Genomic DNA, 17781 nt, shown 5'->3' with positions numbered 1-17781 from the left:
TAAATAGTAGTTGACCTTACCATCAAGGGAAGCTTCACAGTGCAAGCACTTTAATCCACAAAGGAAATAATGATGTTAAGACTAAGAGTAGAAAAAATGGTCTGTGGTCACTGTGTAAAAGCAATCACAGAAGCAATGCAAGCGGCTGATAGCCAAGCGCAAGTGAATGTCCGCCTAGACGATAAAATCGTTGAAATTTCAAGCACCAAAGGAGAAGACGAGGTTATCGCTATTATTCGTAATGCAGGCTATAACGCAGAACTCATCAACGAAAGCTTTGCCTAACTCCCAGAACTTATCAATCCAAGTCGACCCAAACCACTTTGCATTAGTAAGGTGGTTTATCCACTCACTTCCACCTTCATTGCCACTCGCACTTGTTTTATACAGCTCACGTTAATAAACGCTCACAATAATTCACACTTTGACAAAGCGCAGACAATGCGGAACAATTACGCCGTTTGTATTAGGTGAAATCAATACAACTGCGACTAAAGGAATAATTTAAGGACAACACAATGAGCTTTATCGGCGCCGGAGCAGGCAACGAAGCCCAGAGCGTGCAATACAATGTCGACGCGCAAACTGCCAAATTACGAACCTCAGGTTCAGCTTCTTGGAGACACAACAATCCAGCCCTACTGCCATTAAATATTAGTGCAAAGCGAAATCAAGCGCTGGGACAAGCCTACCGTATTGCGATATTTCCCGACCGTGCTGCGGGAGAGCAAGCCTTTATAGAAGAAATCGAAAGAGCCAAATACGGCGATTTTACCTTAGGCCAAATGGTCAATGCGTTTATTCCTGACTACATCATCGACCCACCACAATGGGATGAACAAAACCAAACGGCTGTTCTACCCCATATTGAGCCAATAACGGGAATGGATGTCAATCTGCCAATTAGCGACCCACAAGCATTCTTAGACTTGGTAACCCTTAAACTGGGTTGGCAAGTAGGAACTGAGAGTGATGTTGCCAGAGATTTTGAAGCCGAAGCCAGACAAGCAGCTATCGTTTCAAATACCAATGTTCTCATTAACGGTAGAACCGCTGTGCATAGTGGCAGCGGCGGTGTGTTAAGCACAGTAGACGTATGTTTGACTAAGATAGGCAAAGTGGTTGTGCCTATTCCTTATGGCAACATCGCCCGCTCATCAGACGCCGCAAGCGTTGCCAGCTCAGTAAAAATTCAAGGTAACGGTGCAGCCAATATCAAGTCTAACTTTTCAAAAAGTACGGGAGACCAACCCGGTAATAAAAAAGGTATCGCTAGTCGAACATTGGGTAAAAAAGCAGAGTTTCTGCAAGGCAGCTTTGATGTTTACATCGAGGGAAAACCGGCGGTTAGGCAGGGAGATTTAATGGTATCTAATAATAAAAATACGCCCCCCGCACCATTAAACCAACCCGGTGGTGCCACTCCTGCAGACCTTGATGTAGTAATTGGCGTGGAGCCACTAAGCCAAGACGGTACGAATAAGATCAATATAAAAGTGTCGGGCAGTAGTAAACCAAGCGATGAAGAGGTGAAGATAGGATGAGCCACACTTTACCAACCAAAACCAATGCTAACGGTAATTTTAGAGAACTTGTTTTTGAGGGCTATGCAAGCGACAAAGAAGTGGTCTCTTTGATGCTCAAAGACACCTCGGTTGATGGCACGAAAGAAGGCTATTATAAGGTCCCCCTTTACACTTCAAACACGGTAGACCAACAAAGCAGCGATGCCGACATTGAGCTGGTGCACATTTATCCATTTTTATACGATACGCCAGAACAGCAACTACAATCAGCCTCTCCAGTAACCAGCGGATTTATCTATATTTACGTCGATGGCTATTTATGGCGTGAACTACAAGTTATCGAACCTGAAGACTTTGATGCTCCGGCGCTATTCTCAGATGTGAATTTGTATTGGCAAAAAGGCTTTTTAAGTTGGAAAAAGTCGGCCAATAAGCCAAACTCACGACCGCAAGGCACACGTGCAGCAACCTGTAAGCCAACCAGCAGCATTCTCGTTCCGCATAAACTAAATGGCAACGAAGTAAGCGTAGAAATCGCATGGTCTGAAGTACAGTGGTCATGGGAGCAGATCTTGTTGTTTGGCGGGTTTAATGAACAGGATCCGCGCTTAAATACCGGCACGCCACTCGCTGACGAAGAAAGACATTGCCCTGCCCCAGAAGATGCAGCAGCGCTCAGAGCACAGCGCATGACTAAGCTGGATAACTTAGGGCAATTTGCCACAGGCTATAACGACCAAGGCAAAGTAGTTAACACCCCCACACTTCATCAAAAGCTGCATCTTCCAGAACGCGATAAAATCGCCCAAGTGCCGATTTTTGATGGGGTCCATGTGGCTCGATATTTCATCTCACAAATTCAAGATCTCACCACGGATATTCAGCACTTACTCAACAAATTATCAGGGTTAGATAGTGCAACCGGTAAAATTGATCTGCAACAACAAGCTAAGTATGAACTCGCCAGCTTTATGGTGCAGGTTTTTTACCATCAAGCCGATTCGATTTTAGATAAAGACATTGAAATTCAAAGCAGTGGAGAGAAGCTTGTAGAGTCAGATGAAGACGCAGTCGACTTTGCCAATAAATTAAAAGACTGGCGCACTTCTCATTTAGAGGAAGATAAATTCTTTAAGTTTTTGGAAGAAAACGCCTTCCAAAAACTTGCTCGCCGCATTGCTGAAATCTCTGACGAACTAGTCGAGTTCTTAAACCAAGAATCTCTTAGTGCAGGTTTTACTGAGTGCTTTAAAGACTATGCCTACCAATCAGATCTGAGGTTCTTTGAAGCATACGACTTGGTCACCGATGTATTTCTCGCGTTAAAGCCTCACCCAGCCGCACCGCTTGCACACCTTAATACGGACAAAGAGTTTTGGCATGAGTTAAGTTCAGGCTATCAGGGGCAAGATTTTATCCTGCAATGTCTGGGTCAACACCCAACAAAACCAGCTAAGCAAATCACCCAATTTTTGTTTCCAAAGCCTACAGGCGACAAACTACACGACTACGAAAAAGCGGAATATGATCGCTTTGCATTGCCTTTAACTAGCGCCAAAATACAAAAGATCCATGATCAAGAAGCCGTTTTGCCACAAGAAGAGAGTGAGCAAATGGGGCGCCGCCTCTCCCAAGTGATTATGGGCTTAGCAGGCAGTTTATTCGAAATTCCAGAGGCCGCTTATAATCTCTCTACACATTCGGGGACGCTTGGGGAACAAAAGGCCCAAACTCGTGAGGCAATGGATGCAACACAACATGAGATAGCGCAGTCAGAACAAGCCCTTATCAACGCTGAAAGAGAAAAAGAAAAAGCATTTAAAGAATTACAAGAAAAGCGTGCTGAATATGAGTATAAGAAGAGTGTACTTGAAAACTTAACAGAGCAAGAACATGGAATGAGCAGAGCGCAGCTTGATCAACAATTAGAACTGGAACGTGCGCGTCTACGAGAGTTAGAGGCTAAATTTGCTAAAGCAAAAGTTGCCGTCAGTCGTTCTAGAAAACAGGTCAACTCTTTTGTGAAGGTAAACAATGCTTGGAAGAAGTATCCGTTTGCAAAACTCATTGATGCAAAAGCAGATGTGCTGCAACCTTTGATGCGCTTGGTCGATATCTCAGCACCTGGGTACTTAGTTGAAGTGGAAATGAGAGTACAAGATTACCTCAACGGGAACTTTCCTGAAGGGTATATGCCACTTGATCCTCAGTCTCGAAAATTGGCTGCAGAAAAGCAAATTAAAGAACTCAACCAAATTATTCGCGGTAGTAATAAACGCAAAATAGACGTTGGATATAGAGGCTCTAAGCTCAAACTATCGTTAGAAGACGTACTAAATTTAAACAAACGACTTGAATTTCTAACCCAGTCTCTCAATCAAGCGGAAACCATCACAACGATAGAAAGCAAAAACAAAACCATCGCATACTTGATAAAAATTACTGGTGCTGATGTATCAGCCAAGTCATCAGAATCAACAGCCCAAGCAATATATGATACGGCGGTAGAAGAAGCAAAACAGTATACAACAGAGCTAGATAATCAACATGCAACACTTAAAAAGTTGTCTGATAGGCTCGCAAACTTACAAAAATGGCAAAATGCGGCTGTTACGGAGTCTGTATCTGGGCAGTCGTTAAAGGGAGGAATGGCGGGTATACTCGGTATTGTATATATCTTTGAAATTGCTAATTTTCGACAAGCATTTTTGAATTTTGAATTCTCACAAAGAAAATTTGCTGATATTACTGGTGCAATTTTCGACTTAGCGGCTATTCATTTCTCTGCTCTCTCTATGGTCACAGAGATGAAAGTTGGGTTACCTAGCCTACGCCAATATCAAGAATTTCAACAGTACAAAATGGCGAAAGGAAATCTCAGCGCCATTCGTAAATTTGGCCCTGAGTTTGCGAAAAAAGCAAACATCATTACATGGACAGCTAGATTAAACCTCCTAGCATCTGCATATAGTGCCGGATTGTCAGGCTTTGATGCCTATTACGCGTTTAAGCGCGGCGACTCTGGTGGTGCTGCTGGCCTTAGTATTGCAACTGTAGGCTTTGTCGCGCTAGCGGTTGAAACCGCGCCAACCATACTTGCCACGATCACCAGAGGCGTTATTTTAAACCCCATGAGTAAACTGGGCTATGTAGGACTCATTCTAGTATTACTTGGATATGGTATTTATTATCTATTACGCGATGAACCACTAGAAGCTTGGATTAAAGCGTGCCCTTGGGGCAGTGACGCATATGGTGGTGGCGAGCGTGATTGGTTTGGTGACAACCCCTATTACTGCTGGAAGACAAACCCTGAATATGCACTTCATAGCCTCTATGATCAGTTATTTTCTCCAAAAATATTTAGTGACGTATCTGTTGTACAATTACACACTCCCTCTCGGATATATGACAAGGTAACCTCCAAAGGCAAGTTCCAAGTTGCAAAGTTTAATGTGCAAATTCCAGGTCATATTCCAGAATCAGAGCTTGGTTACTTAGACATTCAGCTAGACATTCGCCCACTATTAGCTGGAAAACCTTGGAGCTCGTTAATTGCTGTTGCACCCACGGGGCAAGCTCAAACAGCATTGGATTACTTTTGGCAAAATACCAATATCATCGTTAATCCTAATTTAACGGGTTTCATTATTGAATTTGAAGAAAGTGCACTTTATCCCTATTTTGATAAATTCAATCATTCTAAAATTCAAATCAGAATGCGGTGTCGAAAATATCCTAGAGGCAAAGGAGCAACAATATACTCAGGCTCACCTCAAGAGTTAAGGTTACCTGCGTCAGAAAGAGACGAAGAAGGAAAAATAGAAAAGCCAGATCTTTGGGCTGAGCAAGTCATTAACGTCGAAATCGAAGATTATGGCATGAGCCCTGCTGGCGTGTTGCAGCGACTCCTAAATTAACTGAAGGCTACCAATGAGAGACAAGTTAAAATCCAATCAATCAGTTCTTGCTTTTATAGTAATTTTGGTAAAAAAAATTGTTGAAAAGGTGATGGAAACTGAGGGTAAAAAGGAAACGCAAACGTTAACTCCTTCGGCACCTGTAGATAAGGTAGTGCATGATCGGCCAATAGTAGAAACACCGCTGCTAAAAATAGAGGACTCGACACCACGAGACTTTAACATTAGCAAAGGGATGCTGAAAGTGAGCCCTACCGTATCTTCTCACGCTCAACCAGTCCAACAAAATAACCTCTTTTCTTCTGATAGGCGAGTAGCGCTTGGTGGTGCTGACTTTTCACGGACTGGTAAATTAGCAAACATTGTATTTGCCTATATGGCATCCATCATCGCGCTACTTTCAATTATTTTTTATTTCGGTAGTGGTGATAGTTTGTATTTATGGCTCACCACGGGACTACTAGCATTTGCTTTGCCCCTGTTTGTCTATGTTTACCGTGTTAAACACTATACTTCTGAAGTGCTACGGGTCGACTTCTTCCGAAATACTGGCCTTGTCACATTTCCCATTGGCAATAACGAAGGGAGTTTCTCGTTAACACTTGATGAAGTTGAACTGTATATTGTAAAGGTCTCCTCGGGTAAAGGTGTGAGGCATAACCTCGCGTTTTTAGCCCCACAGCGATACCCAAAAACACTTAAGCGCCAAACGCTTTATTCAACCGATTGGGAGCCAAAAGATATGGACAGCAGCGTGCAGCTGTGGAGTGAAATTCACCGTTTTATGGATACCACTCAGCCCATACCAAGTTCGTTTTATAAGGGTTGGCAAGAAACGATAGAAAGCCCCTACCTTGACCACGAAGACCATATTCAAATATTAGGTGAAGATTTAGTAAAACAAGCCCCCTTTTATGACCTAAAAAATAACCGCCCACTAGATAAAGAGTTTTGGTAATACTCGAATTAATCTCTATAACAAGGAGTTTTTGTGACAATAAAAAAGTTAATTAAGAAATGCGTTGAGCATATTCTAGATGAAGGAACGCCCACTCGTGCAATCAGTGATGTGATTGGGCAAAATCAACAACCCAAATATGGTCAAGCTTATCAACAACAGCCGCAACAAGTAATCCGGAATGGTCAGCAAGTTACGATAACAAGATCTCAAGTTTCAACAAAGCGAGAGCCCAACCCAGTCGCTGAATTTTTGATTAAAGCCATTGTTATTTTGATAGGCATATTTGCAGTTGGTGCTTTATGTTTTGATGCATATTATTTAAATAAACGAGGCGACAATGCAGCTGTCGGCTTAATGATGGCAGCCGTAGGTGTGATGTATGGGTATCACTTTATTATGGCAAAGCTTAGCGATTACACTCAGCTTGTAAAGACATCCCGTTTTGTAGGATGGGGCTTAAATATAGCAGGTACGTTTTATAGCCTGTTTATCTTTGCTGATTTGCTGTCTGACTTTCGCGGGCACTCAGAGGATCAAGTAGCCCTTATCATGGCTTTCATCAATATCGTTTTTATAGGACTTTTGTTCTTTCTAATGCAAAAGATAAAACAACCCACAAAGCAAATTGATTAAACTCCTTGAAGTAGTAAGCCACCGCTAAAATCGGTGACTTACTATTTTGAGCCTGTGCGCATTCAGGAACCCTGATTTACTGACTCTTTTGCATTAACTTTAAATAGTTGTTGTAAATATGGCTTACTTGCATCGTTGATTTACCTGCACTTATACCATGGCAGCTGAAACAGTTAGCTGGTTTAATTTGTGGCTCGCTGCCAGTGACATCGCTGAAAGTTTGGGTATAAGTTTCCATAGTAATATTGGCAACTGCCAATGAGCCGCGTAACGCCTCGTTGGCTCCCTTACCCACGATATTGCCACTAATGCCATTTGCAAAATCGTAATCTTGCGTGCTCAGCCAGATTGATCCGGCGTAAAAGTAGTTACTCCAAACTGGATTCTTTTGTTCCAGTTTTACATTCACTAAGCTATTTAGTTCAGTAATATTATTGAAGTTAGTTTCATCTTGAGCTTGTTGTGTCTGACTCCCCACCAGCTCAGGGTTATTACCCGCTATATATGGATTGCCGTTTGGCACGCCGTACTGATATAAACGAAACGTGTTGGTCGTGGTTTCAGAAGCTGGATACGTTAAATGTGCATTTTGCACCTCAGTTCCGCCCCGATAAAATAGCAGATCGTGACTATTACTCACTACTTTATCTTGCTGTAAGTAAGCCGTGCTTTTCTTAAACTTTCCCTCAGAGCTGTAGTAATCTGGTGCACTCAATTTATGCTCGAACGTCGCCCAAATAAACTCTGGGTGATTTTCAACCACACCGACAACATGCATGCCAACGAGTGCTACTTCTCCCGTACCGCTATATTTATTGTCTTTTTGGTAAACCGCTTTACGAATATAAAAATGCTCAGCTAAATCAAACTTTGGATAGACTTGCTGCAACGCTTTGACATCCATCCAAGCAACCTTTAACTCAACCGACCCCACAGCAAATTCAGCTTTACTATCTGCTTTTGGGTGGGAGGTTGCTGACTTCATATAAGTATCGTTAACGTGGATCGAATAATGTACGGGAGTCCCACCAAACTTGCTGTAAATAACACCATCTGATCCTGCTTGATTTATATCTTCAAGGATCAACACATTTGCGGGGCGAAGTCCGGTTGGATTTAATAAATCATTCCAAGGGGCAAAATAAGGTTTTAGCGCATTATCAACCTGCCAAAACCCAGAACCAAACATCAACAAGCCACCAGGAGCACGCTTGTCAGGCTGCGTTAAATAAAGAAACTTATTCCACGACCACTGATGAAAATCGCAGTTTGTCGAGAGATCTTTACCATCTTTAAATGCAAACGGACTATTTGCACCTTCAGGAGGGTTTGGCACAGGGCTGCCAAACCAATCGTTATTCGGTTTACAAGAAGTATCGTTCGAGTAAGCAAGCGCACTTGGCGCAGCCAGTGTACTTGTAGCAAGCAATAATGACATTCCAAGTAATTGGAGTTTAGTGCGTGTAATTGATGACGGTAGCATGATGCTTTCCTTAAGATGTAAAACTCCTGTTAAATCTAGTTGATCAAAACGGAAGTTATCAATTACACAGCATTACATTTAATCTGTATTTCACCCTTTTTAAATACTTAAAACCGCATGTTTATCGCCTGCTGATCCGTTACTTACTGCGGTGAGCGAAGCTAAAACTATGCTCTGGCACCAGCTGACCGCTTAAATCGTTTGGTGTTGAGTAAAACGACACATTGAGCATGTCTTTTTGGTTGTCTAATTCGATATGCGCAAAACCCCAAGTAAAAGCTTTATTCCAGACTAGGTCGTACTCTGGATAACGCTTTTCTTGATAGTTAGCAAGCGGTGTATGCGTGCCACGCATTTTTGATGCGGCGCCGCTGATAATAAGTGGTAACTTAGGCTTTGTGTTTCCGGGGAGTACACGCGAACAGTCGTCCGTTAACAGTTCCAAATCATGCTCATGGCCTGCGATATATGCATCTGCATACTCACATAGTTCGGGTAAGATTAAGCGGCGTAGCACATGAGCTTCATCGTACTTGGTGCCACCAATCGACCAAAGTACATGGTGTCCATATACAATTTTCCATTTTGCGGTTGAGTTTTTAAGCCCATTTGCAAGCCAAGCCAATTGCCTGTGATCTTCCCCATTGACAGGTTGCTCATGTTTTTCAATGTCTTCAACTTCGGCTTGACCACTCGCCAGTGCACTTGCCAGTCCCTGTTCACTACCATCCGGTTTTAGTGGAATTTCGTAATAATGCTGACCAGAGAGCAACATATTGGTATCAAGCACAAAAAACTCGACGTTATTGCCTTTCTCACCAAAGGTGTAGCTGTAATAACCTTTGCCATCCATATGAAAATTAGCTTGCTTAGCCATCCACTCGGTCTGTAATTTCACGCCGCGACGAGACGTCTTCCAATCGTGGTTGCCTAACGCTGAATACACAACCAACTCTGGGTTTTGAATAAGTAGCGGCTTTAGCGGTCCTAAAATCAAGTCATCCATACGCTTTTGGTCGTCTTTGCCATCGTTAGCCGCCGCACCGTCAGGATAAATATTATCACCAAGCTGAATAGCAAAGTCGCATGGCTTTTTCTCACACAAAGAGGCCATTGCCTGCCCAACCACCAACGCACCGGTTTCCTCCGTTGCGGTTTCGGTTCCCGGATAAACATAGATAGGCGCATGATTAAACTCTTCGAGCGGACGATGCTCTTCTAACCAATCCGCCTTTTCAGCAGCAATAAACTCGGCCTTATTTTTAGGCGATTTAATGTGCTTTGTTTTTGGATAATCTGGGTGATAGCCGCCATCACCAAAGGCCAGAAAGTTAATATTTTCTGCGGCTTGTGCTGCACCACTAAGCGCGAATAGTAAAGCTACTGATGTTATTTTCATTGTTTCCAACACAGTGTTACCACTGCATCCTCCTGCATATAAATAAGGTGGGTGTCCTGCTAATACAGCTCTGCTAATACTGTGAATACCCTAGCTCGATTCGGTGGCTGTCCTTTTAATACATCTTTTAAATTTACAAGGACACCCACCTCTACTTCTCTCTTAGAAAGACGTTACCGTTACTCCAAGCTCAAATGAACGACCATAGGTTTCGTATTGGTAGTTGTAACGAGAGTCGCCTTGATAGATGCTCATCGGCTCGTCGGTTAAATTGATCGCGTTGAAATAAAGCTGAGTTTGCTCGGTATAAAAGTACTTCATGCTGAAATCGAGTTGCAGATGGTCGTCTTGGAAAACGCGCTGCTTGTTCTCTTCAAACAAAAAGCTTTTGCTCTTGTACGACGCACTTAACCTTGCGCTTATTTGGCTATTTTCATAACCAAACATCAGATTGCCCACGGTGTCGGATTGGTTTGGTAGATTGTCATCAGCGTCAATAAATGTACCATTAGCTGAGAGCATCAAACCGTTTTGAAAGTTCTTGGTGTACGCAAGCTCCACCCCTGTCAGTTCAGCGGCGCCGCCATTAACGCTTTGAATAACTTCTTTATAGCCTTGCCACTGACCGTTATCTTGCACCTCGGCTTTGGCAATAAAATTATCGATGTTTTTGTGAAAAACGCCTGCAGATAACACGCCAATCGCGCCGGGGTAATATTCTACCGAAAAGTCATAGTTTGTTGACTTGTAGGGGTCTAAGTCTGGGTTTCCGACTTCTGCTTTACGCTCAATTTCAATTTCGCCATCATCTTCTGTGGTTTCTGTTTCTATGATTTGAAATGCAGCTGCATCTTCAAAGCTTGGACGCGCAAGAGTTTGTGTATAGGCAAAACGGGTGATCAGCTTATCGCTGATTTCATAGCGTAAAGTTAAGTTTGGTAATAAATGGTCGTAGCTATCTTCAACTTGCCATTGGTTGATCTCGACGCGCTCAACGTCATTCACTTCATCATTAATGAGTTCAACACGATTACCACTCGCTGCATAATCTGTGTCTTCGTATCTAAAGCCTGCAATAACATTGAGTTTATCAATGTCGACCGTCAGCATGGCGTAGAGCGCGGTGACGGTTTCTTCACTGGTGTATGAACGACCTTGTGTTTCAATGTCAGTTTCAAGCTGGTTTAGCTCAAGGGCACTGCGATTACTGTAGAAGTAGTCGCGGATCTGGCCGCGACTTAAACCCGGACCAAAGGCCCCAAGCTCATACTCAGGCTCATTGGCGGCAAAGTCTTTCGCCGTTAGGTCATCAAAGCCGCCGTCATATAGCTTGGCATCAACGCGGTTAAACTTTTCACGGTCGGCATATTTACCACCAAATTTAATTTGCGCATTGTGACCAAGTAAAGTGAAGTCTTTAGTTAAGTCCAGTCTAAAGCTGGTATTTTCATCTTCACTTAGGTTGTTCTCCCAGACAATTTCATCGATTTCAAAATTGCTAAGCTGCTGGGAAGCTTCATCCGCTGCAAGCGTGGGTGTCTTACCATCCAGTACATACCCTAGCGCAAAATCTTCTCCAGCAAATGAGGTATCCAATCGATTTGGCTCGCTTTCATCTGATTTCGAGTAGCCAATGCTGTATTCAATAAACCAATCCTGCACTAAGTTTTCGCCGCCCAAAACCACAGATAAAATGCTTTGCTCTTCATATCTGTCTTTGGTATCTCTATCCATTTCTGCACCTGAGAAATAGGCCGCATTTTGGCTTAGCTCATCGGCAAATACATCGCCTTTGTCAAACTTGTACTCATTGCGTTGACGAAATTCATCGTCAGAAAACTTGCTGTAGAGCGTGCGTAAGTAGTATTTGTTAAACCCTTTGTGATGCACATCAAGATTCAGTGCCGCCCCTAAACGCTCTCGCGTAATACGATAGTGGCGCTGTTCCATTTCCTCAGCACCAAAGAAGCTCACTTCTTCTCCTGAGTTCACATCGTCCATTTCTAGTTCCATCCAGCCGCCATCGGTTTCCATATTATGAGAACCAAACTCACGCTCAAACCAAGATACCGCCGTTGCAACCCCAACTTCCACCTCTTTGCCTGCGGTATAAATATCGGTGAAGCTAAACGACGCTTTTGGGCTGGTCTCGCTCACCTGTTCATTGTGTGACGCTTGTAACGTTACGCTGTAGCTCTGCCCTTCTCGGTCAAAAGCACTGAGGCTTTTTACTTCGATGCTACCGCCCACCGCTGATGCGTCCATATCCGGTGTGACCGTTTTGCTCACCTCTAGGCTTTGCACTAACTCACTTGGGATGACATCCATCGCCACCGAGCGCACGCCCGCTTCAGGAGAAGGCACGTTGGCACCATTGATGGTCACATTGTTGAGGTTTGGGTCGATCCCACGAATTGCCACAAAACGGCCTTCACCTTGATCTCGTTGAATAGAAAGTCCAGGCAGACGTTGCAGTGCTTCTGCTGCGTTTTGATCCGGCAACTGACCGATGGAATCCGCGCTGACGATCGACTTAAGTGACAGAGCATTTTTTTGTCGGTTTAGTGCACCTGCTTGTCCGGCTCTTTGCCCTACAACAATAATATCGTCCATTTGGCCCGATTGAGAACCAAGCTGTACTTGAACATCGGTGACTTGGTTATCAATAATTGTGATGCTTTTAGTCACTGTTTCAGCGCCAAGATAACTTATCTCAAGCGTATAATTACCCGCCGGGAGATTAGTTGCCGTAAAGCGGCCATCTCGCTCAGAGATAAGGGTTCTGTCTAATTCTTTGATCACCACTTTTGCTCCTTGAAAGTGGCTCTTTTGCGATACGGAACTAACTTGCCCTGTTAGGGTGTTAGCATTTGCAGCTGAGCTTAACGTCAGTCCAGCGCAGATCATCGCAACGGCAGAAAGCGTAAAGCTTGTCGGTAGATTTTTTGTCATTATTTGCTCGCACAGGTTGAGTAGAATTTTAGCGCCCCGCTAAAACGTCGCGGCTACCCTAGTGCGAAAACGTGACGCTTTTATTTCACTAGAGTGCCCTACTGCCTTTAACAAGGCGTTTATGCCGCCCGAACTCGTGAATTTGAGCCGATATGACCCCCCAGCCTTTAGGATTTTGGCAACGATATTTAACCTGAACTCTGAATAACAATCGGTTTGCTAGCTGCTGCTATGTAAAAATGTTGCGGTTTTTGTCATAAAAACATCGCCTTTACTGAGCTAAATTGACCCTATCAGCAGCAAGCGCAAATTTTTACTATATCGCTCTACATTTTGACTAGACAACAAACATGAAACTTCAGCCTTTTTTACTTCATCAATCGCGGTGGTTGCTACTAGTGCTACTCACACTGGTTGCCATTACCATCACGGCCTATACCTCAGTACTGCGACCACTGTCGGACGTCAATTGGCTCGATAGCCTTGGTGAAGGTGGCCTCACGCTGATGACACTGATTTGGATTGCGGTGACCTTGCTCACTCGACCAAAAGGACTCGTCACTAACCTACTGTTTGCAGGGTTGAGTGCCATGTATGTTTCTATGCTGTGGGATTTTTTGGATGAGATGGTGGTATTCACGCCCCATTATTTAACCAGTTTTGAAGCGATCCCTGCTTGCTTTGGCATGGTGCTGATGAGTATTTCAGCCTTTTACTGGTATAAAGAACAAAGCATATTCAATCAAACCCTAATGAAAAAAGAGCGTTTTTATCGTGACCACAGCATGACCGACTTTGTCACCGGCCTCTACAGCGTTGAGTATATGCAAAATCAAGTTCGCCATGAACAATCCCGCCTTGCCAATGGCAATAGCCCATTTTGCTTAACACTATTCGATATATGTGATTTTTCCGCTTACGCTCGCCAGCATGGTATGCAAAAAAGTAATCAGTTACTGCGCGATATTGCCGATATGCTCTCTTTGAGCATGCGAGAGAGTGATCTGCTATGTCGTTTTGCAGCAGATAAATTTGTGGTCGTTCACCCACAAACCAACCATATTCAAGCCCAAGCTTTTGCCAACCGTGCGGCTGAATTTATCGCCCGCCATGCCAACTATGATGACGGTGAAAACCAGCCGCAATATAGTGCAGTGAGATGGAGCTGTATCGAAGTTGATGACAAACACTGTGAATTTGAATCTCTGATAGCAGCGCTTGTGAACGAGCTGAATCAGGCCAAGGAAGCTGCGGCTTAATGTCCTATTTTGAATGCCAAACAAAACAACTTGCGAGTCGCTACTTTGCACTCCCCTTGGTGGAGTTGGCTTCCCAGCGTGGTGTACATGCAGACGTCATTTTGAAAGGCAGTAAATTGTTTTATACCGATCTGCACGCTAATCCAACCTGCATTAGTTATGAGCAATTTGAAACAATAGTAAGCAACCTTGTCAGTCAGGCGAGCTGTCAGGAAGTCAGTTTTATTTACGGCCAATACCTACTTAATACGCTGATCAGTCTCCATGCCGAGCTGCTATTTAATTGCCACAACATACAGCAATTACTCAAAGTTCTACTGCTTAAAGGTTTGGATATATTGCCTTTTTACCACATTAGAAAACTCCAGACAGAAACAAGCTGCCATTTACTGTTTTCACCCGCCATTGCAGAAGGTAAGCCTGCGGTCACGCGATTTTTATGCGAAGCAATGGCAAGTCTTTGTTGTGGCTACCTTAAGTGGCGCAGCCCAGAAACCACATTAACATTGCAGTTTCCGTATACAAAGCCAAAACAAGTCGCGCAATACCTGAGCCATATACACCTAGCTTACAGCTTTGATCACAGTGATTTTGCCATTGTAATGAGTAACCAAGCTTTAGCTCAGCGACAAGTTGGCACTTTTCCTTATTTAGTGGCTCGGCAGCTAAAGGCCTTGCCCTCACCACAGCGTGGATTTCTCGCCCAACTGCATCGCTTACAATTAAAATATCCTAAATATCATAGTGAGCAAATCGCCGAAGTAATGGGCATGAGCGCTGCAACTTTTAAACGCAAACTCAAGCTACATCAGACTACTTTTATTAACGAAAAAGACAGACTGCATCGTCAACAAGCCATGTTTTACGTGACCGAGCAAGGCTATTCCAATGAACAAATTGCAACCGCTTTACAGTTTAGCGACATCACTAATTTTCGCCGCGCATTTAAGCGCTGGACGGGATTAACGCCTTCCTATTTTCGTAAGATTTAACTTTATCCCCCATTTTTTCTTCTACACTGAAATGGATCTTGCGGTTACTAGGTCTTTTATAACGTGACTGCGTTTCGATAATCCCAGGGGCTGCTTACCTTTGCTGTTTGATTTTCGTTCTCCTGAGTGAGTTTTGATCGCGGCGCTCGACTTGCCGCATAGTGGGCTAAGCTAAAGTTGAGCAACAAAGAACGAAGCACACTCAGGTGAACCCGAAGGGCAGCGCTTGATTGGCATTTCTACTGTGTTATCGCCAGACTTACATAGAACAACTATGCTACGCTGGCTCTGCCTTGTATAAATGGCAATCAAACTGCTGCAAAAACAAACTTGAAAGATAAGCAGCCCCTTGGCCGAAGCTAAGCACGTTAATAGATAACAAAGAGGATTAAAAACATGAAAGCATTAACGGGCGCTGCAATGGCGATGATGGTAGCGGGTTTAGTGGGTTGTAATAGCACAGAAAACAATTCTACAAGCGCACAAGCTGCGACAGCTGAAACAGATTTAGTGCATTGTTATGACGTCAATGTTTGTGGTGGACATAACGATTGTAAAACAGCCAGTAATGCCTGCTCAGGACAAGCTTCTTGCAAAGGCACAGGCTTTGTTGCCATGCCGAGTAAAGCGTGTAGTGATGTCGGTGGCAATCAAAAAGACGCATGGGTTGGCAGTGTCGCAAAGGCCGACCTTGTGCACTGCCACGATGTCAACGTTTGCGGAGGCCATAACGATTGTAAAACCGCAAGTAATGCTTGTGCGGGACACGCTTCTTGCAAAGGGACTGGATTTGTCAGCATGCCAGCAAAGGCCTGTGCTGACATTGGTGGCAAAGCGGAAAGCTAATAAGCTTTAACCTCGGCGCGTGTTTATCTATCAAGCTTATTATTGCAATAGATAAACACGCACAATGCATTAAAAGAGCGCAATTATGTCAGTACCCTTTCTGGGCTTTGGTCTTGGCCTACGCACGTGTTATTTTGACGCTATTATCGACACTCAGCCACAAGTAGATTGGTTTGAGATTATCTCTGAGAATTACTTTGTCGACGGCGGCAAGCCTTGGTATTACCTCTCGCAGATTAAAGAGCACTACCCCATTGTGATGCACGGAGTATCGATGTCAATAGGCAGTACTTCGCCCCTAGATATGAATTACCTTGCGCAACTTAAACGCACCATCGCACGGGTTGAACCCGAATGGGTGTCAGATCACCTCTGCTTTAGCAGCTTAGGCGAATTTAATAGCCATGATTTATTGCCACTTCCCTACACTGAAGAAGCGCTGATACATCTCACCGCAAGAATCAATCAAGTACAAGATTACCTTGAGCGTCCAATGATCTTTGAAAATGTCTCAAGTTATTTAAACTACAAACAATCTGAGCTGACAGAGTGGGCGTTTTTGAGCGAATTACACCAGCGTACCGGATGCCAGTTATTGCTCGACATCAACAATGTATATGTAAGCTCACGCAATCACCAATTCGATTCAATAACTTACCTAAACGCCATACCAACACAAGCAGTCGCGCAAATCCACCTGGCCGGCCATAGCGATTTTGGGACCCATATTGTTGATACGCACGACCAACCAATTTGCGAAGAGGTATGGAGTTTATATCGACAATATACTCAAAACAGATCTCCCATTAACACCATGATTGAGCGTGATGATAACTTTCCTGAGCTCGCGGGATTGTTACAAGAGCTGAACTTGGCCAAAGGAATAGCCCCTAGCAGTTGGAGAACATATGGCTGATCTCGCCGCGCTGCAGCACGCCTTTATTGCAATGCTAAAAGGCGATGACAGCCAATTAATGGCTGAAATTGAATATCAAAGTGGCCTGAATGTCGCGCAACGTGCGCAAATATACACTAACGCTTACCACATCAGATTAAAAAAAGTGTTAGAACAAGATCACGAAATGCTTGGCTTTTATTTGGGTGATGCCCTGTTTGATGAGATGTTCTCGGGCTATCTACAGCACTTTCCTTCACGTTCGACCTCATTGCGCCAGTTTGGCGACGCGCTTCCTGAATATTTAAGCCAATTTGAGCCATTTAAGCTCTACCCTATTCTCACTGAAATCGCACAATTTGAACGTACATTACTCAGTGCATTTGACGCAGAAGATGCGCCTCAATTGGGACTTGTGCACCTACAAAAAATTGCAGCAGCACAATTTCCAAACTTGCAGTTTACTTTTCACCCCAGCGTTCACTTATTGGGATTTACACATAATGCGGTCGACAGCTGGCAAGCGTTAAAGAACAGTACAGCAGTCCCTGAAGTGTCGACAAAACCGAACTACTGGGTACTTGCCCGAGAGCGCGATATGCGCACTGGGTATCACTCGTTAACGGAAGCCGAATTTGCTTGTCTACAAAGCATGAAGAACGCACTGCCGTTTAGTTTTGTCTGTGAATATGCGGCTGAGCAAAGTGATGATTTAGCACAAGGCACAGCAATGGTGATGCAGTTACTGCAAAAAGGGCTTAACTTGGGATGGTTTAGTGGCTTTAAAGTTGCTATATAACCGCGATATTCAACAAAGCGGCATAGAAAATGAGGGTCTAAGAGAAGTAAAAGCTGTATCAACCAGGTTTAATAATAAGCATGGTTTTCACCTTGATTGGCTTTGTCCTTGTTTAC

Annotated in this window: 13 protein-coding genes and 1 pseudogene; 10 read left to right on the top strand and 4 right to left on the bottom strand. The window is 43.8% G+C overall.

The window, feature by feature from the left end; genetic code table 11:
- Positions 1-69: 69 nt before the first annotated feature.
- The 5 genes from CTT31_RS23415 (at position 70) to CTT31_RS23395 (ending at position 7040) form a co-directional block, all read left to right on the top strand.
- A complete protein-coding gene (locus CTT31_RS23415; RefSeq protein ID WP_233525271.1) occupies positions 70-285 on the top strand; it encodes a heavy-metal-associated domain-containing protein in 216 nt (71 codons plus the stop codon).
- 233 nt (positions 286-518) lie between these two features.
- Positions 519-1544: a DUF4150 domain-containing protein gene (locus CTT31_RS23410; RefSeq protein WP_260492682.1), complete on the top strand. Its 1026-nt coding sequence runs from the start codon at positions 519-521 to the stop codon at positions 1542-1544.
- Positions 1541-5446: a hypothetical protein gene (locus CTT31_RS23405; RefSeq protein WP_260492681.1), complete on the top strand. Its 3906-nt coding sequence runs from the start codon at positions 1541-1543 to the stop codon at positions 5444-5446. The genes CTT31_RS23410 and CTT31_RS23405 overlap by 4 nt, the downstream gene beginning before the upstream one ends.
- A 13-nt stretch (positions 5447-5459) precedes the next feature.
- On the top strand, positions 5460-6404 hold the full coding sequence (locus CTT31_RS23400; RefSeq protein ID WP_211856520.1) for a hypothetical protein: 945 nt from the start codon (positions 5460-5462) through the stop codon (positions 6402-6404).
- A 33-nt stretch (positions 6405-6437) separates the two neighbouring features.
- Positions 6438-7040 (top strand): hypothetical protein, encoded by a 603-nt coding sequence (locus tag CTT31_RS23395; protein ID WP_211856522.1) that lies wholly within the window; start codon positions 6438-6440, stop codon positions 7038-7040.
- Positions 7041-7116: 76 nt separating this feature from the next.
- On the opposite strand, the gene CTT31_RS23390 is transcribed toward CTT31_RS23395, so the two are convergent.
- The 3 genes from CTT31_RS23390 to CTT31_RS23380 all read right to left on the bottom strand — a co-directional run bounded on the left by CTT31_RS23390 (position 7117) and on the right by CTT31_RS23380 (position 12874).
- Positions 7117-8523 (bottom strand): hypothetical protein, encoded by a 1407-nt coding sequence (locus tag CTT31_RS23390; RefSeq protein WP_211856524.1) that lies wholly within the window; start codon positions 8521-8523, stop codon positions 7117-7119.
- 139 nt (positions 8524-8662) lie between these two features.
- Positions 8663-9922, bottom strand: coding sequence for a metallophosphoesterase (locus CTT31_RS23385; RefSeq protein WP_260492680.1), 1260 nt, complete (start codon positions 9920-9922; stop codon positions 8663-8665).
- Between the two features lie 162 nt (positions 9923-10084).
- Positions 10085-12874 (bottom strand): TonB-dependent receptor, encoded by a 2790-nt coding sequence (locus CTT31_RS23380; RefSeq protein WP_260492679.1) that lies wholly within the window; start codon positions 12872-12874, stop codon positions 10085-10087.
- Between the two features lie 350 nt (positions 12875-13224).
- Between CTT31_RS23380 and CTT31_RS23375 the strand changes: the two genes are divergently transcribed.
- Together CTT31_RS23375 and CTT31_RS23370 are read left to right on the top strand one after the other, a co-directional pair.
- Positions 13225-14133 (top strand): GGDEF domain-containing protein, encoded by a 909-nt coding sequence (locus CTT31_RS23375; RefSeq protein ID WP_260492678.1) that lies wholly within the window; start codon positions 13225-13227, stop codon positions 14131-14133.
- Positions 14133-15125 (top strand): helix-turn-helix domain-containing protein, encoded by a 993-nt coding sequence (locus CTT31_RS23370; RefSeq protein ID WP_260492677.1) that lies wholly within the window; start codon positions 14133-14135, stop codon positions 15123-15125. The genes CTT31_RS23375 and CTT31_RS23370 overlap by 1 nt, the downstream gene beginning before the upstream one ends.
- Positions 15126-15146: 21 nt before the next feature.
- On the opposite strand, the pseudogene CTT31_RS23365 reads toward CTT31_RS23370, so the two are convergent.
- Positions 15147-15362: pseudogene (locus CTT31_RS23365) on the bottom strand (hypothetical protein).
- A 159-nt stretch (positions 15363-15521) separates the two neighbouring features.
- Between CTT31_RS23365 and bufA2 the strand changes: the two are divergent.
- The 3 genes from bufA2 (at position 15522) to CTT31_RS23350 (ending at position 17665) form a co-directional block, all read left to right on the top strand.
- Positions 15522-15971: a BufA2 family periplasmic bufferin-type metallophore gene (bufA2, locus tag CTT31_RS23360; RefSeq protein ID WP_211856534.1), complete on the top strand. Its 450-nt coding sequence runs from the start codon at positions 15522-15524 to the stop codon at positions 15969-15971.
- A gap of 85 nt (positions 15972-16056) precedes the next feature.
- Positions 16057-16887 (top strand): MNIO family bufferin maturase, encoded by an 831-nt coding sequence (bufB, locus tag CTT31_RS23355; protein WP_260492676.1) that lies wholly within the window; start codon positions 16057-16059, stop codon positions 16885-16887.
- Positions 16880-17665 (top strand): HvfC/BufC N-terminal domain-containing protein, encoded by a 786-nt coding sequence (locus CTT31_RS23350; RefSeq protein ID WP_211856538.1) that lies wholly within the window; start codon positions 16880-16882, stop codon positions 17663-17665. Before bufB ends, CTT31_RS23350 begins: the two co-directional genes overlap by 8 nt.
- The last annotated feature ends 116 nt before the right edge of the window (positions 17666-17781 follow it).

It is taken from the genome of Pseudoalteromonas maricaloris (assembly GCF_024746855.1).
Taxonomy (GTDB): Bacteria; Pseudomonadota; Gammaproteobacteria; order Enterobacterales; family Alteromonadaceae; genus Pseudoalteromonas; species Pseudoalteromonas maricaloris.
This window is presented reverse-complemented; position numbering and strand designations above follow the sequence as displayed.

Coding starts and splice junctions, on each gene's coding strand:
- CTT31_RS23415 (WP_233525271.1), top strand. CDS start 70: ATGATGTTAAGACTAAGAGTAGAAAAAATGGTCTGTGGTCACTGTGTA.
- CTT31_RS23410 (WP_260492682.1), top strand. CDS start 519: ATGAGCTTTATCGGCGCCGGAGCAGGCAACGAAGCCCAGAGCGTGCAA.
- CTT31_RS23405 (WP_260492681.1), top strand. CDS start 1,541: ATGAGCCACACTTTACCAACCAAAACCAATGCTAACGGTAATTTTAGA.
- CTT31_RS23400 (WP_211856520.1), top strand. CDS start 5,460: ATGAGAGACAAGTTAAAATCCAATCAATCAGTTCTTGCTTTTATAGTA.
- CTT31_RS23390 (WP_211856524.1), bottom strand. CDS start 8,523: ATGCTACCGTCATCAATTACACGCACTAAACTCCAATTACTTGGAATG.
- CTT31_RS23385 (WP_260492680.1), bottom strand. CDS start 9,922: ATGAAAATAACATCAGTAGCTTTACTATTCGCGCTTAGTGGTGCAGCA.
- CTT31_RS23380 (WP_260492679.1), bottom strand. CDS start 12,874: ATGACAAAAAATCTACCGACAAGCTTTACGCTTTCTGCCGTTGCGATG.
- CTT31_RS23375 (WP_260492678.1), top strand. CDS start 13,225: ATGAAACTTCAGCCTTTTTTACTTCATCAATCGCGGTGGTTGCTACTA.
- CTT31_RS23370 (WP_260492677.1), top strand. CDS start 14,133: ATGTCCTATTTTGAATGCCAAACAAAACAACTTGCGAGTCGCTACTTT.
- bufA2 (WP_211856534.1), top strand. CDS start 15,522: ATGAAAGCATTAACGGGCGCTGCAATGGCGATGATGGTAGCGGGTTTA.
- bufB (WP_260492676.1), top strand. CDS start 16,057: ATGTCAGTACCCTTTCTGGGCTTTGGTCTTGGCCTACGCACGTGTTAT.
- CTT31_RS23350 (WP_211856538.1), top strand. CDS start 16,880: ATGGCTGATCTCGCCGCGCTGCAGCACGCCTTTATTGCAATGCTAAAA.